This window comes from Pedobacter sp. G11 (genome assembly GCF_003860265.1).
Taxonomy (GTDB): domain Bacteria; phylum Bacteroidota; class Bacteroidia; order Sphingobacteriales; family Sphingobacteriaceae; genus Pedobacter; species Pedobacter agri.
In genome coordinates, this window is the sequence record NZ_CP034190.1 from 3,524,338 (window position 1) to 3,541,269 (window position 16,932).

The 16,932-nt window shown below is 37.7% G+C and carries 15 protein-coding genes; 8 read left to right on the plus strand and 7 right to left on the minus strand.

The features are described 5' to 3' along the window. The first annotated feature begins 13 nt into the window (after positions 1 to 13). The 4 genes from EA772_RS15300 (at position 14) to EA772_RS15315 (ending at position 5,170) form a co-directional block, all read left to right on the plus strand. Positions 14 to 1,552, plus strand: a complete 1,539-nt coding sequence (locus tag EA772_RS15300; RefSeq protein ID WP_124913964.1) for a DUF5689 domain-containing protein — start codon at positions 14 to 16, stop codon at positions 1,550 to 1,552. Positions 1,553 to 1,630: 78 nt separating this feature from the next. After that, entirely contained in the window at positions 1,631 to 3,202 is a 1,572-nt protein-coding gene (locus EA772_RS15305) for a calcineurin-like phosphoesterase family protein (protein ID WP_124913965.1), read from the plus strand. A 455-nt stretch (positions 3,203 to 3,657) separates the two neighbouring features. Further along, positions 3,658 to 4,227, plus strand: a complete 570-nt coding sequence (locus tag EA772_RS15310) for a Crp/Fnr family transcriptional regulator (protein WP_124913966.1) — start codon at positions 3,658 to 3,660, stop codon at positions 4,225 to 4,227. Between the two features lie 79 nt (positions 4,228 to 4,306). Continuing rightward, on the plus strand, positions 4,307 to 5,170 hold the full coding sequence (locus EA772_RS15315) for an SDR family oxidoreductase (protein WP_124913967.1): 864 nt from the start codon (positions 4,307 to 4,309) through the stop codon (positions 5,168 to 5,170). A gap of 85 nt (positions 5,171 to 5,255) precedes the next feature. Here the strand turns inward: EA772_RS15315 and EA772_RS15320 are convergent, their stop codons facing one another. Then, entirely contained in the window at positions 5,256 to 6,239 is a 984-nt protein-coding gene (locus EA772_RS15320; protein WP_124913968.1) for a glycerophosphodiester phosphodiesterase family protein, read from the minus strand. A 500-nt stretch (positions 6,240 to 6,739) separates the two neighbouring features. Between EA772_RS15320 and EA772_RS15325 the strand changes: the two genes are divergently transcribed. Next, positions 6,740 to 7,534 (plus strand): AAA family ATPase, encoded by a 795-nt coding sequence (locus tag EA772_RS15325; protein ID WP_124913969.1) that lies wholly within the window; start codon positions 6,740 to 6,742, stop codon positions 7,532 to 7,534. Between the two features lie 1,131 nt (positions 7,535 to 8,665). On the opposite strand, the gene EA772_RS15330 is transcribed toward EA772_RS15325, so the two are convergent. The 3 genes from EA772_RS15330 to EA772_RS15340 form a co-directional block, all read right to left on the minus strand. Then, a complete protein-coding gene (locus tag EA772_RS15330) occupies positions 8,666 to 8,875 on the minus strand; it encodes a hypothetical protein (RefSeq protein WP_246833947.1) in 210 nt (69 codons plus the stop codon). Between the two features lie 378 nt (positions 8,876 to 9,253). Next, positions 9,254 to 9,958 carry a response regulator transcription factor gene (locus tag EA772_RS15335; RefSeq protein WP_124913970.1) on the minus strand — a complete coding sequence of 235 codons (705 nt, stop codon included), beginning with the start codon at positions 9,956 to 9,958 and terminating at the stop codon, positions 9,254 to 9,256. A gap of 22 nt (positions 9,959 to 9,980) precedes the next feature. Continuing rightward, on the minus strand, positions 9,981 to 11,402 hold the full coding sequence (locus EA772_RS15340; RefSeq protein WP_124913971.1) for a sensor histidine kinase KdpD: 1,422 nt from the start codon (positions 11,400 to 11,402) through the stop codon (positions 9,981 to 9,983). Positions 11,403 to 11,570: 168 nt separating this feature from the next. Between EA772_RS15340 and EA772_RS15345 the strand changes: the two genes are divergently transcribed. Beyond that, positions 11,571 to 12,980, plus strand: coding sequence for an alpha-L-fucosidase (locus EA772_RS15345; RefSeq protein WP_124913972.1), 1,410 nt, complete (start codon positions 11,571 to 11,573; stop codon positions 12,978 to 12,980). A gap of 35 nt (positions 12,981 to 13,015) precedes the next feature. Here EA772_RS15345 and EA772_RS22385 read toward each other — a convergent pair whose 3' ends face one another. Next, complete coding sequence (locus EA772_RS22385; RefSeq protein WP_256369995.1) at positions 13,016 to 13,144, minus strand: hypothetical protein; 129 nt, start codon at positions 13,142 to 13,144, stop codon at positions 13,016 to 13,018. A gap of 274 nt (positions 13,145 to 13,418) precedes the next feature. Here EA772_RS22385 and EA772_RS15350 point away from each other — a divergent pair, with 274 nt between their 5' ends. After that, on the plus strand, positions 13,419 to 13,658 hold the full coding sequence (locus tag EA772_RS15350) for a hypothetical protein (RefSeq protein ID WP_124913973.1): 240 nt from the start codon (positions 13,419 to 13,421) through the stop codon (positions 13,656 to 13,658). Positions 13,659 to 14,059: 401 nt separating this feature from the next. Continuing rightward, positions 14,060 to 14,248: a cold-shock protein gene (locus EA772_RS15355; RefSeq protein WP_124913974.1), complete on the plus strand. Its 189-nt coding sequence runs from the start codon at positions 14,060 to 14,062 to the stop codon at positions 14,246 to 14,248. Between the two features lie 67 nt (positions 14,249 to 14,315). Here the strand turns inward: EA772_RS15355 and EA772_RS22470 are convergent, their stop codons facing one another. Both EA772_RS22470 and EA772_RS15365 read right to left on the minus strand, forming a co-directional pair. Beyond that, a complete protein-coding gene (locus EA772_RS22470) occupies positions 14,316 to 14,561 on the minus strand; it encodes a response regulator transcription factor (protein ID WP_124913975.1) in 246 nt (81 codons plus the stop codon). 1,185 nt (positions 14,562 to 15,746) lie between these two features. Then, on the minus strand, positions 15,747 to 16,067 hold the full coding sequence (locus EA772_RS15365; protein ID WP_124913976.1) for a hypothetical protein: 321 nt from the start codon (positions 16,065 to 16,067) through the stop codon (positions 15,747 to 15,749). Between the last annotated feature and the right edge of the window lie 865 nt (positions 16,068 to 16,932).

The window sequence follows — 16,932 nt, forward strand, 5'->3', positions numbered from 1 at the left end:
AATTTTATCAGATATGAAAAAGATCTTCAAAATAAATTTACTTGTCGCAGGCGCATTGCTATTCATTCTGGCAGCCTGCAGTAAACAAGATCATAAGTTTGTGATCAGTACACCGAGTCCATTTATATCAAATTTGGATATTCGCAAGCTTTATAAAGGAAACGATGTTACCCTTACGAAGGAAGAGATGAGAGAAGCGACGGTCATTGCTGGTCAGGTTACTTCAGATCACACTGGCAGAAACCTGCCAGAAGGTTTGCTTTTTGTCCAAAATTCAAGAAAAGTAAGTGCAACTATCGATTCGTTGAGGGGGATAGCCATTAATATTGGTGCCTCGGCTGCGAACTACCTTCCAGGTGATTCGGTACACATCAGAATTGAAGGCGGTGTACTCAAAAGATTAAACGGCGTACTTCAGATTACAGGTATCCCAGCTTCAAATGTTCAAAAAGTGGCTAGTGGTATCAATGTGATTATGACACCGGTATCTGCTGTCACCATGTTAGCTAAACCTGAAAATTTTGAGGGTTTATTTGGTGTTGTTTATAACTCAAACTTCGAACCAAATATTGGGGTAGAGCGTATTGAAGGTGTTAAAACTTTTAATGAAGGGTCGGGTAATATTCAGATGAATGTGAATAGTACAGCAACTTTCAAAACAGAATTCCTGCCATATTCAGCAAATGTGATGGGTTTAATTATTCCCTCGGCAACTGGCGTACCGCAAATATGGCCTCGAATCAAATCTGATTTTATGGCAACAAGTATTGTTGTAGATCCTTCGGTTCCTCTTGGTCCGAATCCTGCAATTATTACTGGTTATTTTGCAGATCCTGATGGAACAGATGCCAATTACGAATATATCCAGTTAATGGCAACGCAGGATCTGGATTTCAGACAAAAACCATTTAGTGTATTCACTACGAACAATGCCGGTGCTTCAACCCCAACGGGTGCGCCAACAGGCGGTTGGGCAACAGGCGGGTTACGTACCTATAAATTCAATATCACCAGAGGAACTGTTGCAAAAGGTACATTTTTTTATGTAGGCGGCTATAAGGTAATTGGTGGTACAAACTCAACAGATATCAGTCAGGCAAACTGGGTAGTGAGCAAGTTATATAACAATCTGCCTGGCGATGATGGGGTGGGTGATGTTACTGCAAACTTACTGGCCAACAGTGGTAATGCAGCCGGAATGGCCGTTTTTGCAACAACTAATGTTGGTTTGAATACCGTTCCATCTGATGTTGCATTTTATGCAGGAACAGGAAATGCATTTGCAAGTGGCGTAGGTTATGCCATTGTTGATAACGATTTTTACAAAAGAAATAATGGAACAAGTTTTCAGCCTTTTTACCGTCAGGGCACCAATACCGATAAGGTTGGTGCTAATCCGGAAGCTGCCCAGTTCAGTTATTTAGGTGGTGTTTACAACGCCGCGACCAAAACCTGGACCACCAAGCGCAGCCACAAAACAGTGGCAGTTCCTAAAACATCACCACTCGCGGTGATTCAGGAAATGACCGGAGCAACAAGGGTAATCAATTAGACGCTTTTAGCTGCCCCAATTGGGGCAGTTTTTTTTTGAATTGAATCTCAAATTCTAACAATTCGTTAACAGTTAAAAATGAAAAATATAATATTACTTGGAACGGGGATGATCTTCTCGTTGAGTGTTTTTGCACAGCAAAAAGTAACAGGTTTTGTGTATATTGATGCAAATAAAAACGGAAAGCATGATCGATCAGAAAAAGGATTATCCAGAATTTCTGTAACGAATGGCGTGGAAGTGGTACAAACCGATGAGAAGGGCAGGTATGAACTCCCTATCGGCAATGATCAGATCATTTCCGTCATCAAACCCACAGGCTACAAAGTGCCGGTAAATGATGACCAATTGCCTCAATTTTTTTATAACCACAAACCGAATGGTTCACCGGTTTTGAAGTACAAAGGGGTTTCACCAACAGGCGAGTTGCCTAAATCGGTCGACTTTCCGCTCACTGCTGCTCAAGAAAATCCAGATTTTACGGCATTGATCTTTGGTGATCCACAGGCGTACAATTTAACAGAGATTGATTATTTTGCAAAAGGCGTAGTTGCTGAAGTGGAAAATATAAAGAATGTTCAGTTCGGATTAAGTATGGGCGATCTGGTTGGAAACGATCCCTCATTATTCACGCCCTATATCAAGGCTGTAAAGAAAATTGGTATTCCGTGGTATAACCTCATGGGCAATCATGATATCAATTTTGATGTTAAGGAAGATCGATATTCAGACGAATCTTATGAGGCACACTTTGGGCCTGCAGATTACGCTTTCAATTATGCAGATGTTCATTTCATTGTGCTCGATGACATTATTTATCCAGATCCAAGGGGTGGTAAATCTTACTGGGGTGGCCTAAGGAAAGATCAATTGGAATTTGTAAAAAATGACTTAAAATTTGTGCCCAAAGATAAACTCATTGTGATTGCCTTCCATATCCCTATTGGTTTTGCCGGCGAAAATGAAGCTTTCAGGGACGCTGACAGAACTGAGCTTTTTAATTTATTGAGTGACTTCCCGAATACTTTATCCATGTCGGCACATACCCACAATCAAAAGCAAATGTTTTTTAGTCAAAAGGATGGTTGGAAGCAACCCAAAGCCCATCATCATTATAATGTGGGTACTACTTCGGGCAACTGGTATTCAGGAGAACTCAATGAAATTGGCGTGCCGGTATCCACGATGAGCGATGGTACGCCAAAAGGATATGCCTTTATCAATTTCAAAGGAAATCAATACAATGTTGATTATAAGGTTGCGGGCAAAGAAAAGAGTTATCAGATTGATATTTATGCGCCTAAAGTGCTGGAAAAAGACAAAAAAACTTCAGCAGGGATTTATGCTAACTTTTTTATGGGTAGTGAAAAAGATGAGGTGCTTTTTAGAATAGACAATGGTAAATGGAAGAAAATGACTTATGTTTTAGAACAAGATCCAAATTTTCTTTCTACGTTGCATAAATGGGATAATACCGAAACATTACTTACCGGAAGAAGACCAAGTATGGCAGCAGAATGCAAACATCTTTGGAGAGCAGCTATCCCTATGAATCTAACCGCAGGAGAGCACCTTATTGAAGTAAAGGCAACCAACATGTATGGGAAGGTTTTCAGTCAGAGTAAAAAATATAAAATTTTGGAAAACTAGGATAGCTCAATTGATTGGGGTATAGATGATTTTTTAATATAACATTAAACTTCACTTTACAATCGTTGCCTATATTTGTTAAGTATATATATCCGGTTATATACTTTCGTTTTATTAATAGTGGCTGCAATGGACTTTGTAGCCACTTATCATCTATATACCTTTTCCCGGTAAATAAGGCTTATCATTTAATCTTGTTCCTGTATAAAAGAGAGAAATCAACTTTATTTTGCGCCAATAGAATTGAGGCATTTGATCATGATTTCTGGAATGTTTACAGGGAGAAAATGCCCGAAAAAAGTTTTTATTAGTTTGGAAATAATATCCCAGTCTCCAGTTTTTCCCATTGGCAAAGAATCGTTAAGATCGCTTAGAATTTATGGAAATATGTCTAAACATTTTCATTTTTATCATATTGTGGATGATGTGCTTTATTGAGGCCTTATCTTTCGCCTATGAAAGCGCTTATCAATTTAATTTTACAATTTGGGGTTTTAAATAAACAGCAAACTGATTTTATTTTAAGCAAGGCCAAAACACTTGACATGAAGAAAGATGAATATTTTTCGGAAGCGGGGATAGTGCCCAGACACGTAGGTTTTGTTCTGGAAGGTGTATTTCGCTTTTGTTATTACAATAATAAGGGCGATGAGGTGACCAACTATTTTGTTGATGAAGGTAATTTTGTGGTTGACAACGAAAAATTCGAATCTCAAATTGTTGCCTCTGAATACATACAGGCCGTTACGGACTGTAAAATTCTGGCTTTTTCAAAAAGGGACTGGGATGATATTTCCAATACGATTGTGGGTTTTGAAGTGATTAAATCCAATGTTGTAAAAAAATGTTTAACCTTGGCAATGGAAAGAAGAAGCCCGCTGGTTTCCGAAGATGCCAGCACCCGATATTTGTCATTCATTCAAAATTTTCCTTCTCTCGTTAATCGTATTCCCCTTTCTTTTGTGGCATCCTATCTCGGTATCACGCAGCAATCGCTGAGTAGAATACGCAGAAATATCCGATAGTTCCGCTTTTTACCAAATGGTAAATGTTTTTTTGTTTCTGATGCCAATTTTTGTCTCATTCATTATAAAAAAAAGAAAGATGAACAAAAAGATTGTAATAATAACAGGAACGAATAGTGGTTTCGGTTGGTTAGCGGCACATAGCTTAGCTGCTTTGGGGCATCAGGTATATGCAACCATGCGGGATACCAAAGGCAAGAATGTAGAAAAGGCAGAAGAGCTGTCGGCTTTAGAAAATGTACATGTTTTAGATGTCACGCTAACGGATGATGAAAGCGTGAAAGAAGCGGTTGATCAGGTGTATCAAAAGGAGGGACGAGTTGATGTTTTGGTTAACAATGCCGGTGTTTCCATAAACGGATTCACCGAAAGTCTTACCACAGCGGATGCACAGGCAATGTTTGATGTGAACTTTTTTGCGCCATGGAGATTGATCAAGCAGGTCTTGCCATTGATGCGCAAGCAGTCGGAGGGTCAAATTATCAATATCACCAGTGGTTTCGGACGGGTTTCCTTTCCCTTTGCCGCAATGTATGGTGCTTCCAAGTTCGCACTGGAGGGATTAAGTGAGGGATTACATTATGAGTTAAAATCTTTGGGTATAGATGTGGCGATTGTTGAGCCGGGAGCTTTTCCGACGGAGATGGCACAAAAGAATAACCCAGGGGCTGATGCTTCTGTTTCAGAAGGTTATAAGGCTATTGCCGATGTTCCTGGTAAAATGGTCGCTGCAATTGGTGAATTGATGCATGCTAAAAAACCTAATCCGCAGGATGTAGCAGACGCTATCGTTAAATTGATCGGTCTGGAAAAGGGCAAAAGACCATTGAGAACGGTTGTAGATTCGATAACCGGAGAATTCATCCATGCAGCAAATCTCGCAGTCGAGGTTCAGTATGCAAAAGGGTTAAGCATGTTTGGTATGGGCGAATTGTTGGATTAAATACGACACGCAAAAACATTTATCTTTTGTAGAACGCAAAGGCTGATGGACTGAAATAATCAGCCTTTGTGTTTTATGAATTCTTTTACTTTTTTTGATAGCTGCCCATTAATCTGATTAATAAGTCGGGACTGTTTGTGATTATTCCATCAACTCCGAGCTTTGCCAAGGCAATCATATCTTCCTCTTTATCAACTGTCCACGGGAGGATCAACATATTTTTCTCATGAACTTTTTTAACCATATCCATATCCACTCCACTATAGTATGGACTGTAGATATTGGGAATGAATCCTAGATTTTTGAGGTCCTCTTCGAGACCGCTTTTTTTAGAATTCAGCTGCTTGAAATATTCCTCTACTTCCTTGGCCGATAAACCATATTTCTGAAGCTGATCTTTGGTAAGGTTCATTTTGCCCTGAACTAGTAGTGATAGTTTGACATTTGGTTCACCCTGGTGCAGGATTTTGAGTGTTCTCACATCGAAAGACTGAACGGTCAATCGCGGTTTTATTTCCTTTGAATTGATAACATCCATTAATGCTTTGACAAAAATCTCTGGCGTGGGATTGTATTTCCCATCCCCGGCAGGTGAACACTTGGTTTCTATGTTGTAATACACCTGTTTAAGATTGTTTTCTTTTACATAATTTTCTACACTGTCTATCAGATCGCCCAAGAGTGGCTTATATGTTTTTATTTGCTTTTGCGCAGGAAACATCGGGTGAGCTTTTAACCCTGAGTGGTACGTGCGAATGCTGTCGTAAGTCATCTTATATAGGCTCAATTCTTTCTGCTCATCTTTGTGTACATCAGTGCCATCCGGTTTACTCATAAATGCAGCTGACATGTACCCATCATGAGAAACTACAACTTTGCCATCTGCAGATATCACTACATCCAGCTCTAAAGTTTTTGCGCCCAGTTTTACAGCATTTAACATTGCAGGAATGGTGTTTTCGGGTAATAATGCCATACCCCCGCGATGGGCCTGAACATCCAGTTTTTGCTGAGAAAAGCCAGTTGCTGATAATAACAGTAAGCTAATAATTGTTAATTTTCTTTTCATAAATAACGGTCAATATTTTAAGTGCAAAACTACCTTATCACCATACTAAACTTATTATGACAATATTAATTTTAAGCTAATATTCATTCCGCTGAAGAAGATGTTCAAGATCGGTTTAAAGCTTTTGAATGTTCAGGTCCATGCCGGACAGTGTCTTGAACGAATTGTTATGAGTTTCTTTTGAGGGGCAGAGACTTAACAATATGATGTGTTTAAAGTACGTACCGTATTTTGTTTAAATCTAATTTTTCCTGAAACATCAGAAACTCATCCCGTTAATCAAATTAAATGTTAGTACTTAATAATGGGTTGGTATCACAGTGAACTAAATTTAGAGATGACTTTAACATTGCTGTCAATCATTTATTATATTTTAGTACCTAATAGGATGGTACATCAGCATACTTCGAATTCGTAATCTCTCATAAAATTGGAAATCTATTTTCGCTTTAAAAAGCATTTATATTAACTTCGTATTAGTATAACTTTAACTATTTTGCGTGCCGTTTTTAACTTCTTTATCTGCCACTGGCTTTAATGATCACCCATACCTGCAGGGAATTCCTAGTTTTCATAACGGTATTCAATTAAACCTACAAAGGAATGTAACCTTTTTTGTGGGCGAAAATGGCTCAGGTAAATCTACTTTACTGGAAGCGATCGCGGAACGTTGTGAGTTTAGTTTAAGAGGTGGAAATCGGAACCATAATCATAATACGGGGCATCGCTTTGGGGGATACGAATCGGCAATGGCTCCATACCTCAAGTTGTCCTGGAATCCAAGGAGGATTTCGGAAGGCTTTTTTATGAGGGCTGAAAGCTTCTTCAACTTTGCAAGCTATATCGATGAACTGGCCAAGGATGATAGGAGGATATTAAATGCATATGGTGGTAAATCTTTACATGCACAATCTCATGGTGAATCGTTTTTATCATTGTTTAGCAATCAGTTTGAATCTGGCATCTATATCCTCGATGAGCCTGAGGCAGCCTTGTCTCCTGCCCGAATTCTTGCTTTTATGGCGGTCATTAATGAGCTGGAAACTAGTGGACGTGCACAATTTTTAATTGCCACACATTCGCCAATTCTAATTTGCTATCCAGGTGCTGCTATTTTTCAGTTTGATGAAAATGGTATTTTAGAAACCGATTATGAAAGTACAGAACACTTCACCTTAACAAAATCTTTTCTGGACAACCCTAATTTGTTTCTGAGACATTTGATTAAAAAAAATGATGCTTTAGATGGTCATCCTGCGGCGTTGTGGCGAAACCATTCCAATTACAATGCATAATGATTTTATTCGAGAGCTCGTTAGGGTAGACGGGCTGGGAAAAGTTAAAGAAACACTTCTTCCTAAAGTGCTCACATGAATATTCCTGAAGGTGGTCAGAAGTTCCATGATATAGCTATTAGGATAATCTCAGCAAGATATTACGAGGAATTTTTAAATATCCCCTGTTAAGTTGATAACAGGGGAATTAGCTTTCATCGCGAAAGATGAGACTCGTCATCCATTGATTCTCAAGACTGCATTGTCTATCGCAATATAACAATATCGTTAGTAAAATCAATACTCATATATAAGTATATACCTTGTCATATCCATGACAAGGTATAGTCCAACAGTAAGTACCATCCACTAGCTTAAGGTTATAGTAAATGTAATCAAGAGATTCTTAGAATAAATACGGTATAAAAAGATGAAAAAGATGCATGACAAACCATTTAGAATATGTTGGCATGATAAATAAAATAACATCAAAAATAAATTGGGGATTGAGACATGCATTTCTAATCGCTATTACTCAAGCTTGATGTTAAGCAATCAGATAGCGAAAAAAAAATGTGGTTGATATCGTAATAAAAGGGTATCTCACGATATCCTAATTATTATCAAACAAACGAAAATCTATTAAGAAATGGCTACCGGGAATGGCAACCTTAGATGATCGATAAACTAAACAAATTTATGATCAATGTTGCAAAAGTATGTTATTTACTCTCATATATTAATTCTTAATTAATTGTGGTACTTTGAAGGTAGAACGTTGATCGGCAATATTACTTATGCTTTCTTGATGTATAAAACTGCGTTTCAAATTCATCATGTTTTGTTCACGCGATTTTTTAAGTCACTGAAGTAGGGGGTGTATCCCGTTGGTAGATGCTTTATTATTAAGCAGACCTTTTACAAATATCATTACCGGATATTAACAACATCGGCATTTCGTAAATATACTTGTAGTTCCACATCCTTAATGTCTGCCACTTCTGCGAACGAGGTTACTAACCACGCTTTCGTGCACATCATCAGGAAATAGGGAAATGAACCAGGCGATTCTGGGTACGCTTTTGCTACCGGTACCGGTAGCTTTGATAGGCCATTAAGTTCTATACTTACCGGTTTGCGACGGGGCACTATCTAAAATTTGACTAATGTACTGGAGAATTTTCCCCGGTTTGATGTACCTGCAGCTTTCGCACATTCCTTATGTTTTTCCGTGCTCACATTTGCTTGCTGATTCGCATAACTCACTTCATTTGGATCGTTCAAATCTACTTTAGCATCGTCACGACCGTCTTGTTTGATTTTATCATTGATAGTGCTAAAACATGTAGCTACTGGTGTCATGGTCAGCGTCAATCATGAAATGCAGTTCCAAAAAGCCATTGTCGCTGAATCGATAAGCACTCCTCCGCCCTATAAATATTGATGTCCTTACGAAAGGCAAATAACAGTTAATAAGTATTTACAAAAATTAGGGTTTTTGTTGAGCAGTCTCATCTTGCTTTCGGATTTCTTCGAAGATAATCACAGTCAGCATTGAAGAATGGCCTGGGAATTATTTGTGCCCTCTTTCGTCGATTGTAACTCGGTATGTCTGTATGATATTGGAGTATTTGATAGTGATTAGGTGTTTATATCAGCAAAGGCTGCATCAAATCTTAGTTCAGTAAATTATATTGTCAAGTTAGAAGCTAATTTACTTGTAATCCTCACAAGTGTAACTCACTTCACCTTCAGAATATAGCCCAATCCGTAAATATTTTCTATGCTCACCTGAGCGGAGGCTTTGAATAGTCGCCTTAGCCTGGAGATGAACACTTCCAGGCTTTTGCCGTTAAAATAATCATCATTTCCCCATAATTTAACCAAAAGATCTTTTTTCTTAACAACCTGATTGATATTGGCAGATAGATGATCAAGCACCTCGGCTTCACGCACTGTTAAAGATATTTCTTCCCCATGTGGTAAAAGTATAAATAGTTGATCTTTTTGGTAGGTGATGTCGCCAAAATTAACACAACTTACCAACGGTGTTTTAGGAATTACGGGAATATTGGCAAATTTCTTTACAATGTTCCCGATGCGAAGGACCAGTTCTTCAATCTCAAATGGCTTAGAAATATAATCAATAGCACCAATTTTCAATCCCCGCAACCGGTCATGCTTTTCATTGTGCGCTGTTAAAAAGAAAAAAGCCTGGTTGGGATTTAGTTTTACAATTTCTGTACTCAAATCAAAACCATTCCTATCAGGGAGTTGAATATCGATGATCATCAGTTTATTATCAAGTGGATGCTGTCTGTAATACGTTAATGTATCGCCTGCTGATTGAAACCAGCGCACGCTAAATCCCCTCAGTTTCAAATATTCTGAAATAACGTTTCCTAAGTCTGTTTCATCTTCAATGATGATAATATCGTATCTCATGCTGTTTCATTTTGTAGTGAAGTTAGCAATAGACGGATTTCTTCGGAATGTATACCAAAAACTCCGTTCCGGTGCCAATTTCCGATTTTATGTCAATACGCCAGCGATGTAAATCTACCGATTGCTTGACGTAATACAAACCCAAACCTAATCCAGGCACGTTTTTATCTCGTTCTTCACGAAAAAATTTATCGAAAACTTTAGATATGCTTGCTGCTTCAATCCCTTTCCCATTATCTTTAATGTGCAGAACGAAATCATCACTTTCTTCACTAATGAATACAGCGGTTTTTTTAATAGTGCTGAGGTTGTGTATCAATGAATTGTCGAGCATGTTTTGTAGCATCGTGGTAAACATAAACGGATCAATCATCAATAAAATTTCGTTGTGATGTGGATCAAAAGCAAGGGAATGCGGTTCAGGAACTTTAATTTTAAAATCATTTACGATGGCTAGAACGGAATAATTCAGGTCAGTTTTTTCCAGGTTAATTTCGTTGTTAATTTCTGAAATCTCAAGCATTTGATTGATATGCGAATGCAAACGCAAGGCCTGCCGCTCTACAATATTTACTAACTCTTTGACACGGTTTCGGTCGTTTAATACCGCGTCTTCATGCAAACTTTTACTGGCCACTAAAATGGTAGTTACCGGAGTGTTAAACTCGTGTTTAATACTATTGAGAAAGTCTGATTTTACTTCTGCTTCTTTCTTTTGGCGCATCCAGTTGATGTACGTGTAATAATTGATGGCTACAATGATCGCAATACACAAGGCCACCAGCAGGAAGGTGGGTAGCATTTCCTTAGCAACTTTTAATGGCCTGCCTGGGGAATCAACAAACAAATTGAAGGTAATGCGGTAATCGTACATTAGTGTTCCGCTAACCGAAAGGTGGGTGACTCGGTTTTGCAAATCTGGAAAGGTAAGGGTTCCATCGATAATTACACCAAAGGGATTGGCAGAGGGAAGTAGGGTTTCATTATTGCTTTTACGGTTAAACAGGAAGACGTTTTCCTTGTTTTTATTGAAAACTATCTCAATCGATTCAAAGGTAAGCAGGTACTGCAGCTTAGGATCCAAGCCATTCCTTTTAACGATAGACTTAAAGATGCTATCCATTGAACTTTGTGCTTTAAGGTGCAGGAATAAGGTATCGCTCACCCTTGCGGCCAGCGCTTTAAAGTCTTTATCATTACTTTCGTATGCGGTATTTAGCCCAGACATATTTCTGGATAAAATGCTATCTATAATCTTTCCCCCGCCTTTATAAAGCTTATCATCAGGAATGCTTCGGCCATATTCATCGTTTATTAGGGTCTTATCTTTTATCCTGTAATCCCTGTCGCGAAGTACATAGGTATTGTAGGTTAATCTCAGCTCGACAAAAAGCAATATGAGAAAGCTTATCAATACGACGGATTTATATAGGCGCTCTTTCATGTCTAAAGTCTAAAAATAGGGCTATTATTCCAAAATATCATGCCGTTAAGTTTCTGTTAGGCTTTTGTTAGGTTTCCATTAGATAAATTATTCATCAGTGTGGACTATTTTTGAGCATCACAAAAAGTAAATGCCGCCCTTTAATTATTACCCGCATAAATTAATCATATGAATATTAAAAAATTAGCAGTGCTTCCGCTCATCGTTGCATGCATTGTCTTCAGTGAGCAGGTTTCTGCCCAGCAAACTGGCACCAAAAAACAATTAATAGATTTACAGCAGGATTTTGTTAATCTGGGTTTTGGGATGTTTATCCATTTTGGAATGCCTACCTTTATGGATCAGGACTGGTCTGATCCGGATGCAGCGCTGTCCTTGTTTCAATCGCCAAAACTTGATGCGGATCAGTGGGCAAAAGCAGCGAAGTCGGCCAATATGACATACGGTTGTTTAACCACCAAACATCACAGTGGTTTTCCCATCTGGGATACCAAAACGACAAGCTACAACGTAATGAATACTCCGCTGAAACGCGACGTTGTAAGGGAGTATGCTAATGCATTTCGTAAGAATGGTTTGAAAGTAATGTTGTATTATTCGATTTTAGATACGCACAACGGGATTCGCCCCAATCAAATTACTCCGGTACACATTAAACTGATTAAAGATCAGATCACAGAACTCTTAACGAACTATGGTGATATTACAGCTTTGATTATCGATGGATGGGATGCGCCATGGTCAAGAATCTCTTATGACGATGTTCCTTTCGAAGATATTTACTGCCTGATTAAATCTTTGCAGCCTAATTGTTTGGTTATGGATTTGAATGCGGCGAAATATCCCACAGAGGCATTGTTTTATACTGATATCAAATCATATGAGCAAGGAGCAGGTCAGTTTATCTCCAAAGAAAATAATAAACTCCCCGCACTGGCTTGTTTGCCTTTACAACAAAACTGGTTCTGGAAAACGTCGTTCCCGACTACACCGGTTAAAAATGTAAATGAACTGGTGAACAAATTCCTAATTCCATATAATGGCGCTTATTGTAATTTTATTTTAAATGTGGCGCCAAATAAAAATGGTTTGATTGATGATAATGCAATTGCTGCACTTCAAGAAATGGGAAAACTCTATAGTCGAACTGCTAATCCATTAAGGTTGCAACCATGCCCTGCACCAATTATTTCAAGCAATATTGCAAAGCATGTAGTGAGCAATAGTAGCTGGAGCAACGACATGAATTTAATGGATTTTGCCAATGATGATAATTTCAGGTCGAGCTGGTCATCCAATCCGCAGGTAAAGTATCCCTGGTACGAAGTGAAGTTTGAGAAAGAGATGCCCTGCAATATGATTGTCATCACTGCAGGTAATTCTTCTGGTGCAAAATATAACCTTGAATATTTCGCCAATGGAAAATGGCTGCCAATTAACGCACATTCTTTAGGAGAGAAAAAGGTTAGCATTTTCAGGTTTGACAGGATCTGGTGCGAGAATATCAGGGTAAACTTATCTGATTTCAAAGAAGCACCTGCGATAGCGGAATTTGGTGTTTATAACGAGAGAAATTAGGAAGGGTCAGATATCGAATGGAATAATCATGACGATCATTCCATTTTTTGTAGTGGTGCCACATCAGCAAAGGTGAAAACCTCGTAGCCTTCGCTTTCCCAAAGAAGAGTTAATCTATCTCTAATCCCGGCGTCATCTTCCAGGATAGATATTCGTTTGTGCATAAGTATTCTAAAAATATGTTGGTCGGAACGCGTTCTCGTATGAGCACTATATCCTTCTTAATTGTTTGGCAATTCTACTTTATTATATCTCAAAAATAACTTGCGCAGCCCTTTGCCCAGTTCCTTATTTATTTTAGTGATCCTAAGTAAATTTCGACCTATAGTTTCATGAGTATTTTTAGCTTCATGTAATGTTTGGTAGGTCACATTCTATTAAAATATGTAAATCGTTTTATTTGAATTTAAATTTAATTCTGGTTTTTTATCTTTGTGTATGCCGACAATCACAATAGAGACGAATGACTTGTTTGATTTGACAAAAGAATTAAGGAGCTTTTTAAGTAAAGGATTCTACATTGAAGGGCTAAAACTTATTGACAAAACCTATAAAGTAACATTTAAGAAATCACAATTAGAAGAACCACTTTCCAATGAAGAACAACAACAACTAATTGAGCAAAAGTTGTTGAATTTAAAGTTGAATAAAGCTGGTTCAGATTTAAACAAGAGATAGTCTATTTTTTAATACATGAAATAAGCTGTTGTCTATAATTAAACATGACGCTGGCTGGGGATTACCCGGAAAATGGTGACTTGTTCCTCTCTATAATGGCCATTCATTTCGCTTCGAAATGCGCACTAATTCCAATCAAAGTGTACAGTGGACTGCTTTTACTTTTAAGCACGGCTCTTAGATTTTCGGATTCTGTCCATCCACAATATTTCAAATTGTGGTGGGAGCGCTTTTAACGTGCTGACATGGAACTTATAGTCCGTTTAAGATAAGACAGCCTTAACAAACTTAATTTAGGGTTCGGATGGATGCTAAATGACGTTTCTAAAGTCAATGGTTACTAGCCTTGGTTTTATGGTTTGTTTTTAGAAAATAATTTATAGTTTTAAAGAAAAAAGATAATGGCATCAGGTACAGTAAAATTTTTCAATGAATCTAAAGGGTTTGGATTCATTAAGACAGGAGGCGGTGAAGAAATATTTGTTCACGCATCAGCTTTAAAACAAGAACTTCGTGAAGGTGACGAAGTGACATTTGATATTGAGCAGGGCAAAAAAGGCGCAAATGCCGTAAATGTTAAATCGGTTTAAAATTGGCAAAAATAATATAAAGTCATTCCTAATTAGGTGCAGGTAGTCATTTCTATCTGCATTTTTTTTATACCAATATCCCACATCGAAAGCAATGTGATATTAGGGCAGCAGTATTTTTAGTTTTAGTAATTACCATTAATTCTGCTCTTATACCTTCAACTGTTCGCTTACTTATAGAGATTTTTTCTCCAATCTCCGCATTTGTTAATCCTTCTGAGACAAGTTGTAGAACTCTATACTGTTTTTCTGTTAATATGGAGGATCTGTTCTCATACATTTTTAATGTCACCATAAAGAAAATACAATGCATATTTCAAATTGTTGTAAAATATGTCTGTTCATTTTATTCTCCTAATTGCCAACAGGTAAATATATATTAATAATTATTAGTTAACATACAGTGAAGATGTCAGTAATGTTATATGGCTTACTATTAAATCCAGCTGTAACAAATGACTTTGAAGCCTCATCAAATTTTCCTACTGATATGAGATAGTAAGGTATTCCTTTAAGAAGTCAATTTGTTCTTAGCCTATTACTTAGTTGAATTCCGTAGTAGTCTCCAAGCATAATATCAGCGAAGGTAATGTCGGATTCGACTTTAAAATCGTTTAGGAGAAAATCTTACCCAGTTGAAGGCCCTGTGACCATATGAGATTCATTCTCGAGAATTAATCTGAAGACTTTTAAATTAGATTTACCGTCCTGGACAATTAGGGATAATTGCGGGGATAGATAAGGGGATAAAATAAAAAAATCTCTTGTTTCGTTTTTCGGATATGCGTTTACTTTTTCTAAATGAAGGTTTTCAATTGGAAAGTAAATTTAACTAGATAAACCAAACCCAATTGACACCTTCGAGCCAAAAATATTTTTCTCGCTAAAACGTGTTGATCAATTGCTTACAAATAGTTAAAGATTGGTGAAATGTCATCAAATAAATCGGCTTGTCCACTTAAAAAGGGAAAGATTTTCGCCACCCGATGCTGATTCTGCTATGTATCTCCTCCAGCCCTTAATTAATAAAATGTTTTCAAGTTGACTTTTATCCCTAAACAAAATACCTGGCTGAAGCAGTCCTAAGTTATCAGTTCCGATTGGATGTATCGATAAGATTGATGATCCTGTATTTTGTTTGCTTCTAGACGGTTTACTTGGACACAGGCACCCGATACGGTTGATACTGTATCTAGTCCTGGAATATTGTTGAACGCTGCTAAATTAATTTTTAATCCAACCTTTTCCCTTGTTTTATAGGATCGTTTATCAGTTTCTGCTGTGATGAGATCTAGTGTATTGTAATGGGCAAAAAATAATCGCTCAAGAAGCGGGTTATTCAAGGTATCTAATATCGATATGGAATTGATTCCTTTAGGAAGATCCTTAATGATTAATTTCACTGATCTTCCATTCGCATTAGCAGATATGTTAAATTTCGAGAAAACCTTATCGTAGTTGTGTACTAAAACTTGATAGGTACTGAAAACTCGGCTTTTCACCAAGATCTTAATGTATCTTGAACAATTGCATCATTCATTGTTAATACGGGGATGTCCAATTTTGCCACTGGCAGATTAAATGTTTGTGCTGAAGATTGTTTATCTATTGGCTTACAACTAAAGCGTTTGCCACTAGTGGGTTTAATTAAAAATCTACCTTGTCCGTAACTGTTGGTCTTAATCGTATCTATTGGAACATTATCGTAATAGAGAATAGCCTTCATGCTGACAGGACTGCCAAGTTCATCGAAGCATTCAAACCCTACAAAGCTTGATAAGCTATTTGAGAGATAGCCGCCTTCCGTGTAAAAATTCATGGCAATCTTTTTTGACGAAGGATCGGTAACAACAGCGTTGTAATATGTACATCATTCTTATATCGAACTTCAGCATCAGTATTTGGTGACTCGGTCTTAATTGCTTTGGTAATATATCAAAAATAGCTATACCATGCTTGTCAGTTGTAAGTGTTGTGTTTTCATTATTAGAACTGAAAGTAACTTGCATGGGTGGAACACGCCATTCTTTTTTGAGATGCCGCTAATATCGATTGCTTACCGAATGCTTTCTTCCTTTCTATTAACAGGTGAAAGGCTTAGCACCCCCTTTAAGTCTTGTGCAATTGTACTTCGAATAGTTATTGGGTGATAGAATATTGCTTTTGGACTTCCTTCGCTATTCAAAACATTTGTGTAGGCAACTAGATTATATTCTCCGGGAGGAATGGTGTTGGGCAATTCGATGCTACCTGAAGAAAAGTCCTTTTTCGGGATATAGACAGGTGAGGTTTATTCAGGTATTGAAGATGTTTTAGCTTCGCTTGGTCAAATTGAACTTTATTTCCAGGGTGCCGTGAATCTGATAGAATTTGCAAACGGCGATATTAGCATCAAAAGAGGGAGGGGGTTGAACTGGGCCGTCCGAAATCATTTAATTTAAGGATGATGGGTATTGGCAAAGATAACTAAGGCCCTCAATACCTGCCTGGCTGGCCATCTTTACAAAAGCCATAAAGGCAAAATATCCAGATTTTAAACTCGTTAGCGGTTCCGTTACCATCCCTGAAGGCAAATTTATGAATTGATTTTCAAGGATACCTAACTCAACTTTTCTGGAGCAGCCCATCTAATTGATTAATACCTCAAACCTTTACTTGGGAGTGTCTGCATTTTAAGTAACGTT

Coding starts and splice junctions, on each gene's coding strand:
- EA772_RS15300 (WP_124913964.1), top strand. CDS start 14: ATGAAAAAGATCTTCAAAATAAATTTACTTGTCGCAGGCGCATTGCTA.
- EA772_RS15305 (WP_124913965.1), top strand. CDS start 1,631: ATGAAAAATATAATATTACTTGGAACGGGGATGATCTTCTCGTTGAGT.
- EA772_RS15310 (WP_124913966.1), top strand. CDS start 3,658: ATGAAAGCGCTTATCAATTTAATTTTACAATTTGGGGTTTTAAATAAA.
- EA772_RS15315 (WP_124913967.1), top strand. CDS start 4,307: ATGAACAAAAAGATTGTAATAATAACAGGAACGAATAGTGGTTTCGGT.
- EA772_RS15320 (WP_124913968.1), bottom strand. CDS start 6,239: ATGAAAAGAAAATTAACAATTATTAGCTTACTGTTATTATCAGCAACT.
- EA772_RS15330 (WP_246833947.1), bottom strand. CDS start 8,875: ATGACACCAGTAGCTACATGTTTTAGCACTATCAATGATAAAATCAAA.
- EA772_RS15335 (WP_124913970.1), bottom strand. CDS start 9,958: ATGAGATACGATATTATCATCATTGAAGATGAAACAGACTTAGGAAAC.
- EA772_RS15340 (WP_124913971.1), bottom strand. CDS start 11,402: ATGAAAGAGCGCCTATATAAATCCGTCGTATTGATAAGCTTTCTCATA.
- EA772_RS15345 (WP_124913972.1), top strand. CDS start 11,571: ATGAATATTAAAAAATTAGCAGTGCTTCCGCTCATCGTTGCATGCATT.
- EA772_RS22385 (WP_256369995.1), bottom strand. CDS start 13,144: ATGCACAAACGAATATCTATCCTGGAAGATGACGCCGGGATTAGAGAT.
- EA772_RS15350 (WP_124913973.1), top strand. CDS start 13,419: ATGCCGACAATCACAATAGAGACGAATGACTTGTTTGATTTGACAAAA.
- EA772_RS15355 (WP_124913974.1), top strand. CDS start 14,060: ATGGCATCAGGTACAGTAAAATTTTTCAATGAATCTAAAGGGTTTGGA.
- EA772_RS22470 (WP_124913975.1), bottom strand. CDS start 14,561: ATGCATTGTATTTTCTTTATGGTGACATTAAAAATGTATGAGAACAGA.
- EA772_RS15365 (WP_124913976.1), bottom strand. CDS start 16,067: ATGAATTTTTACACGGAAGGCGGCTATCTCTCAAATAGCTTATCAAGC.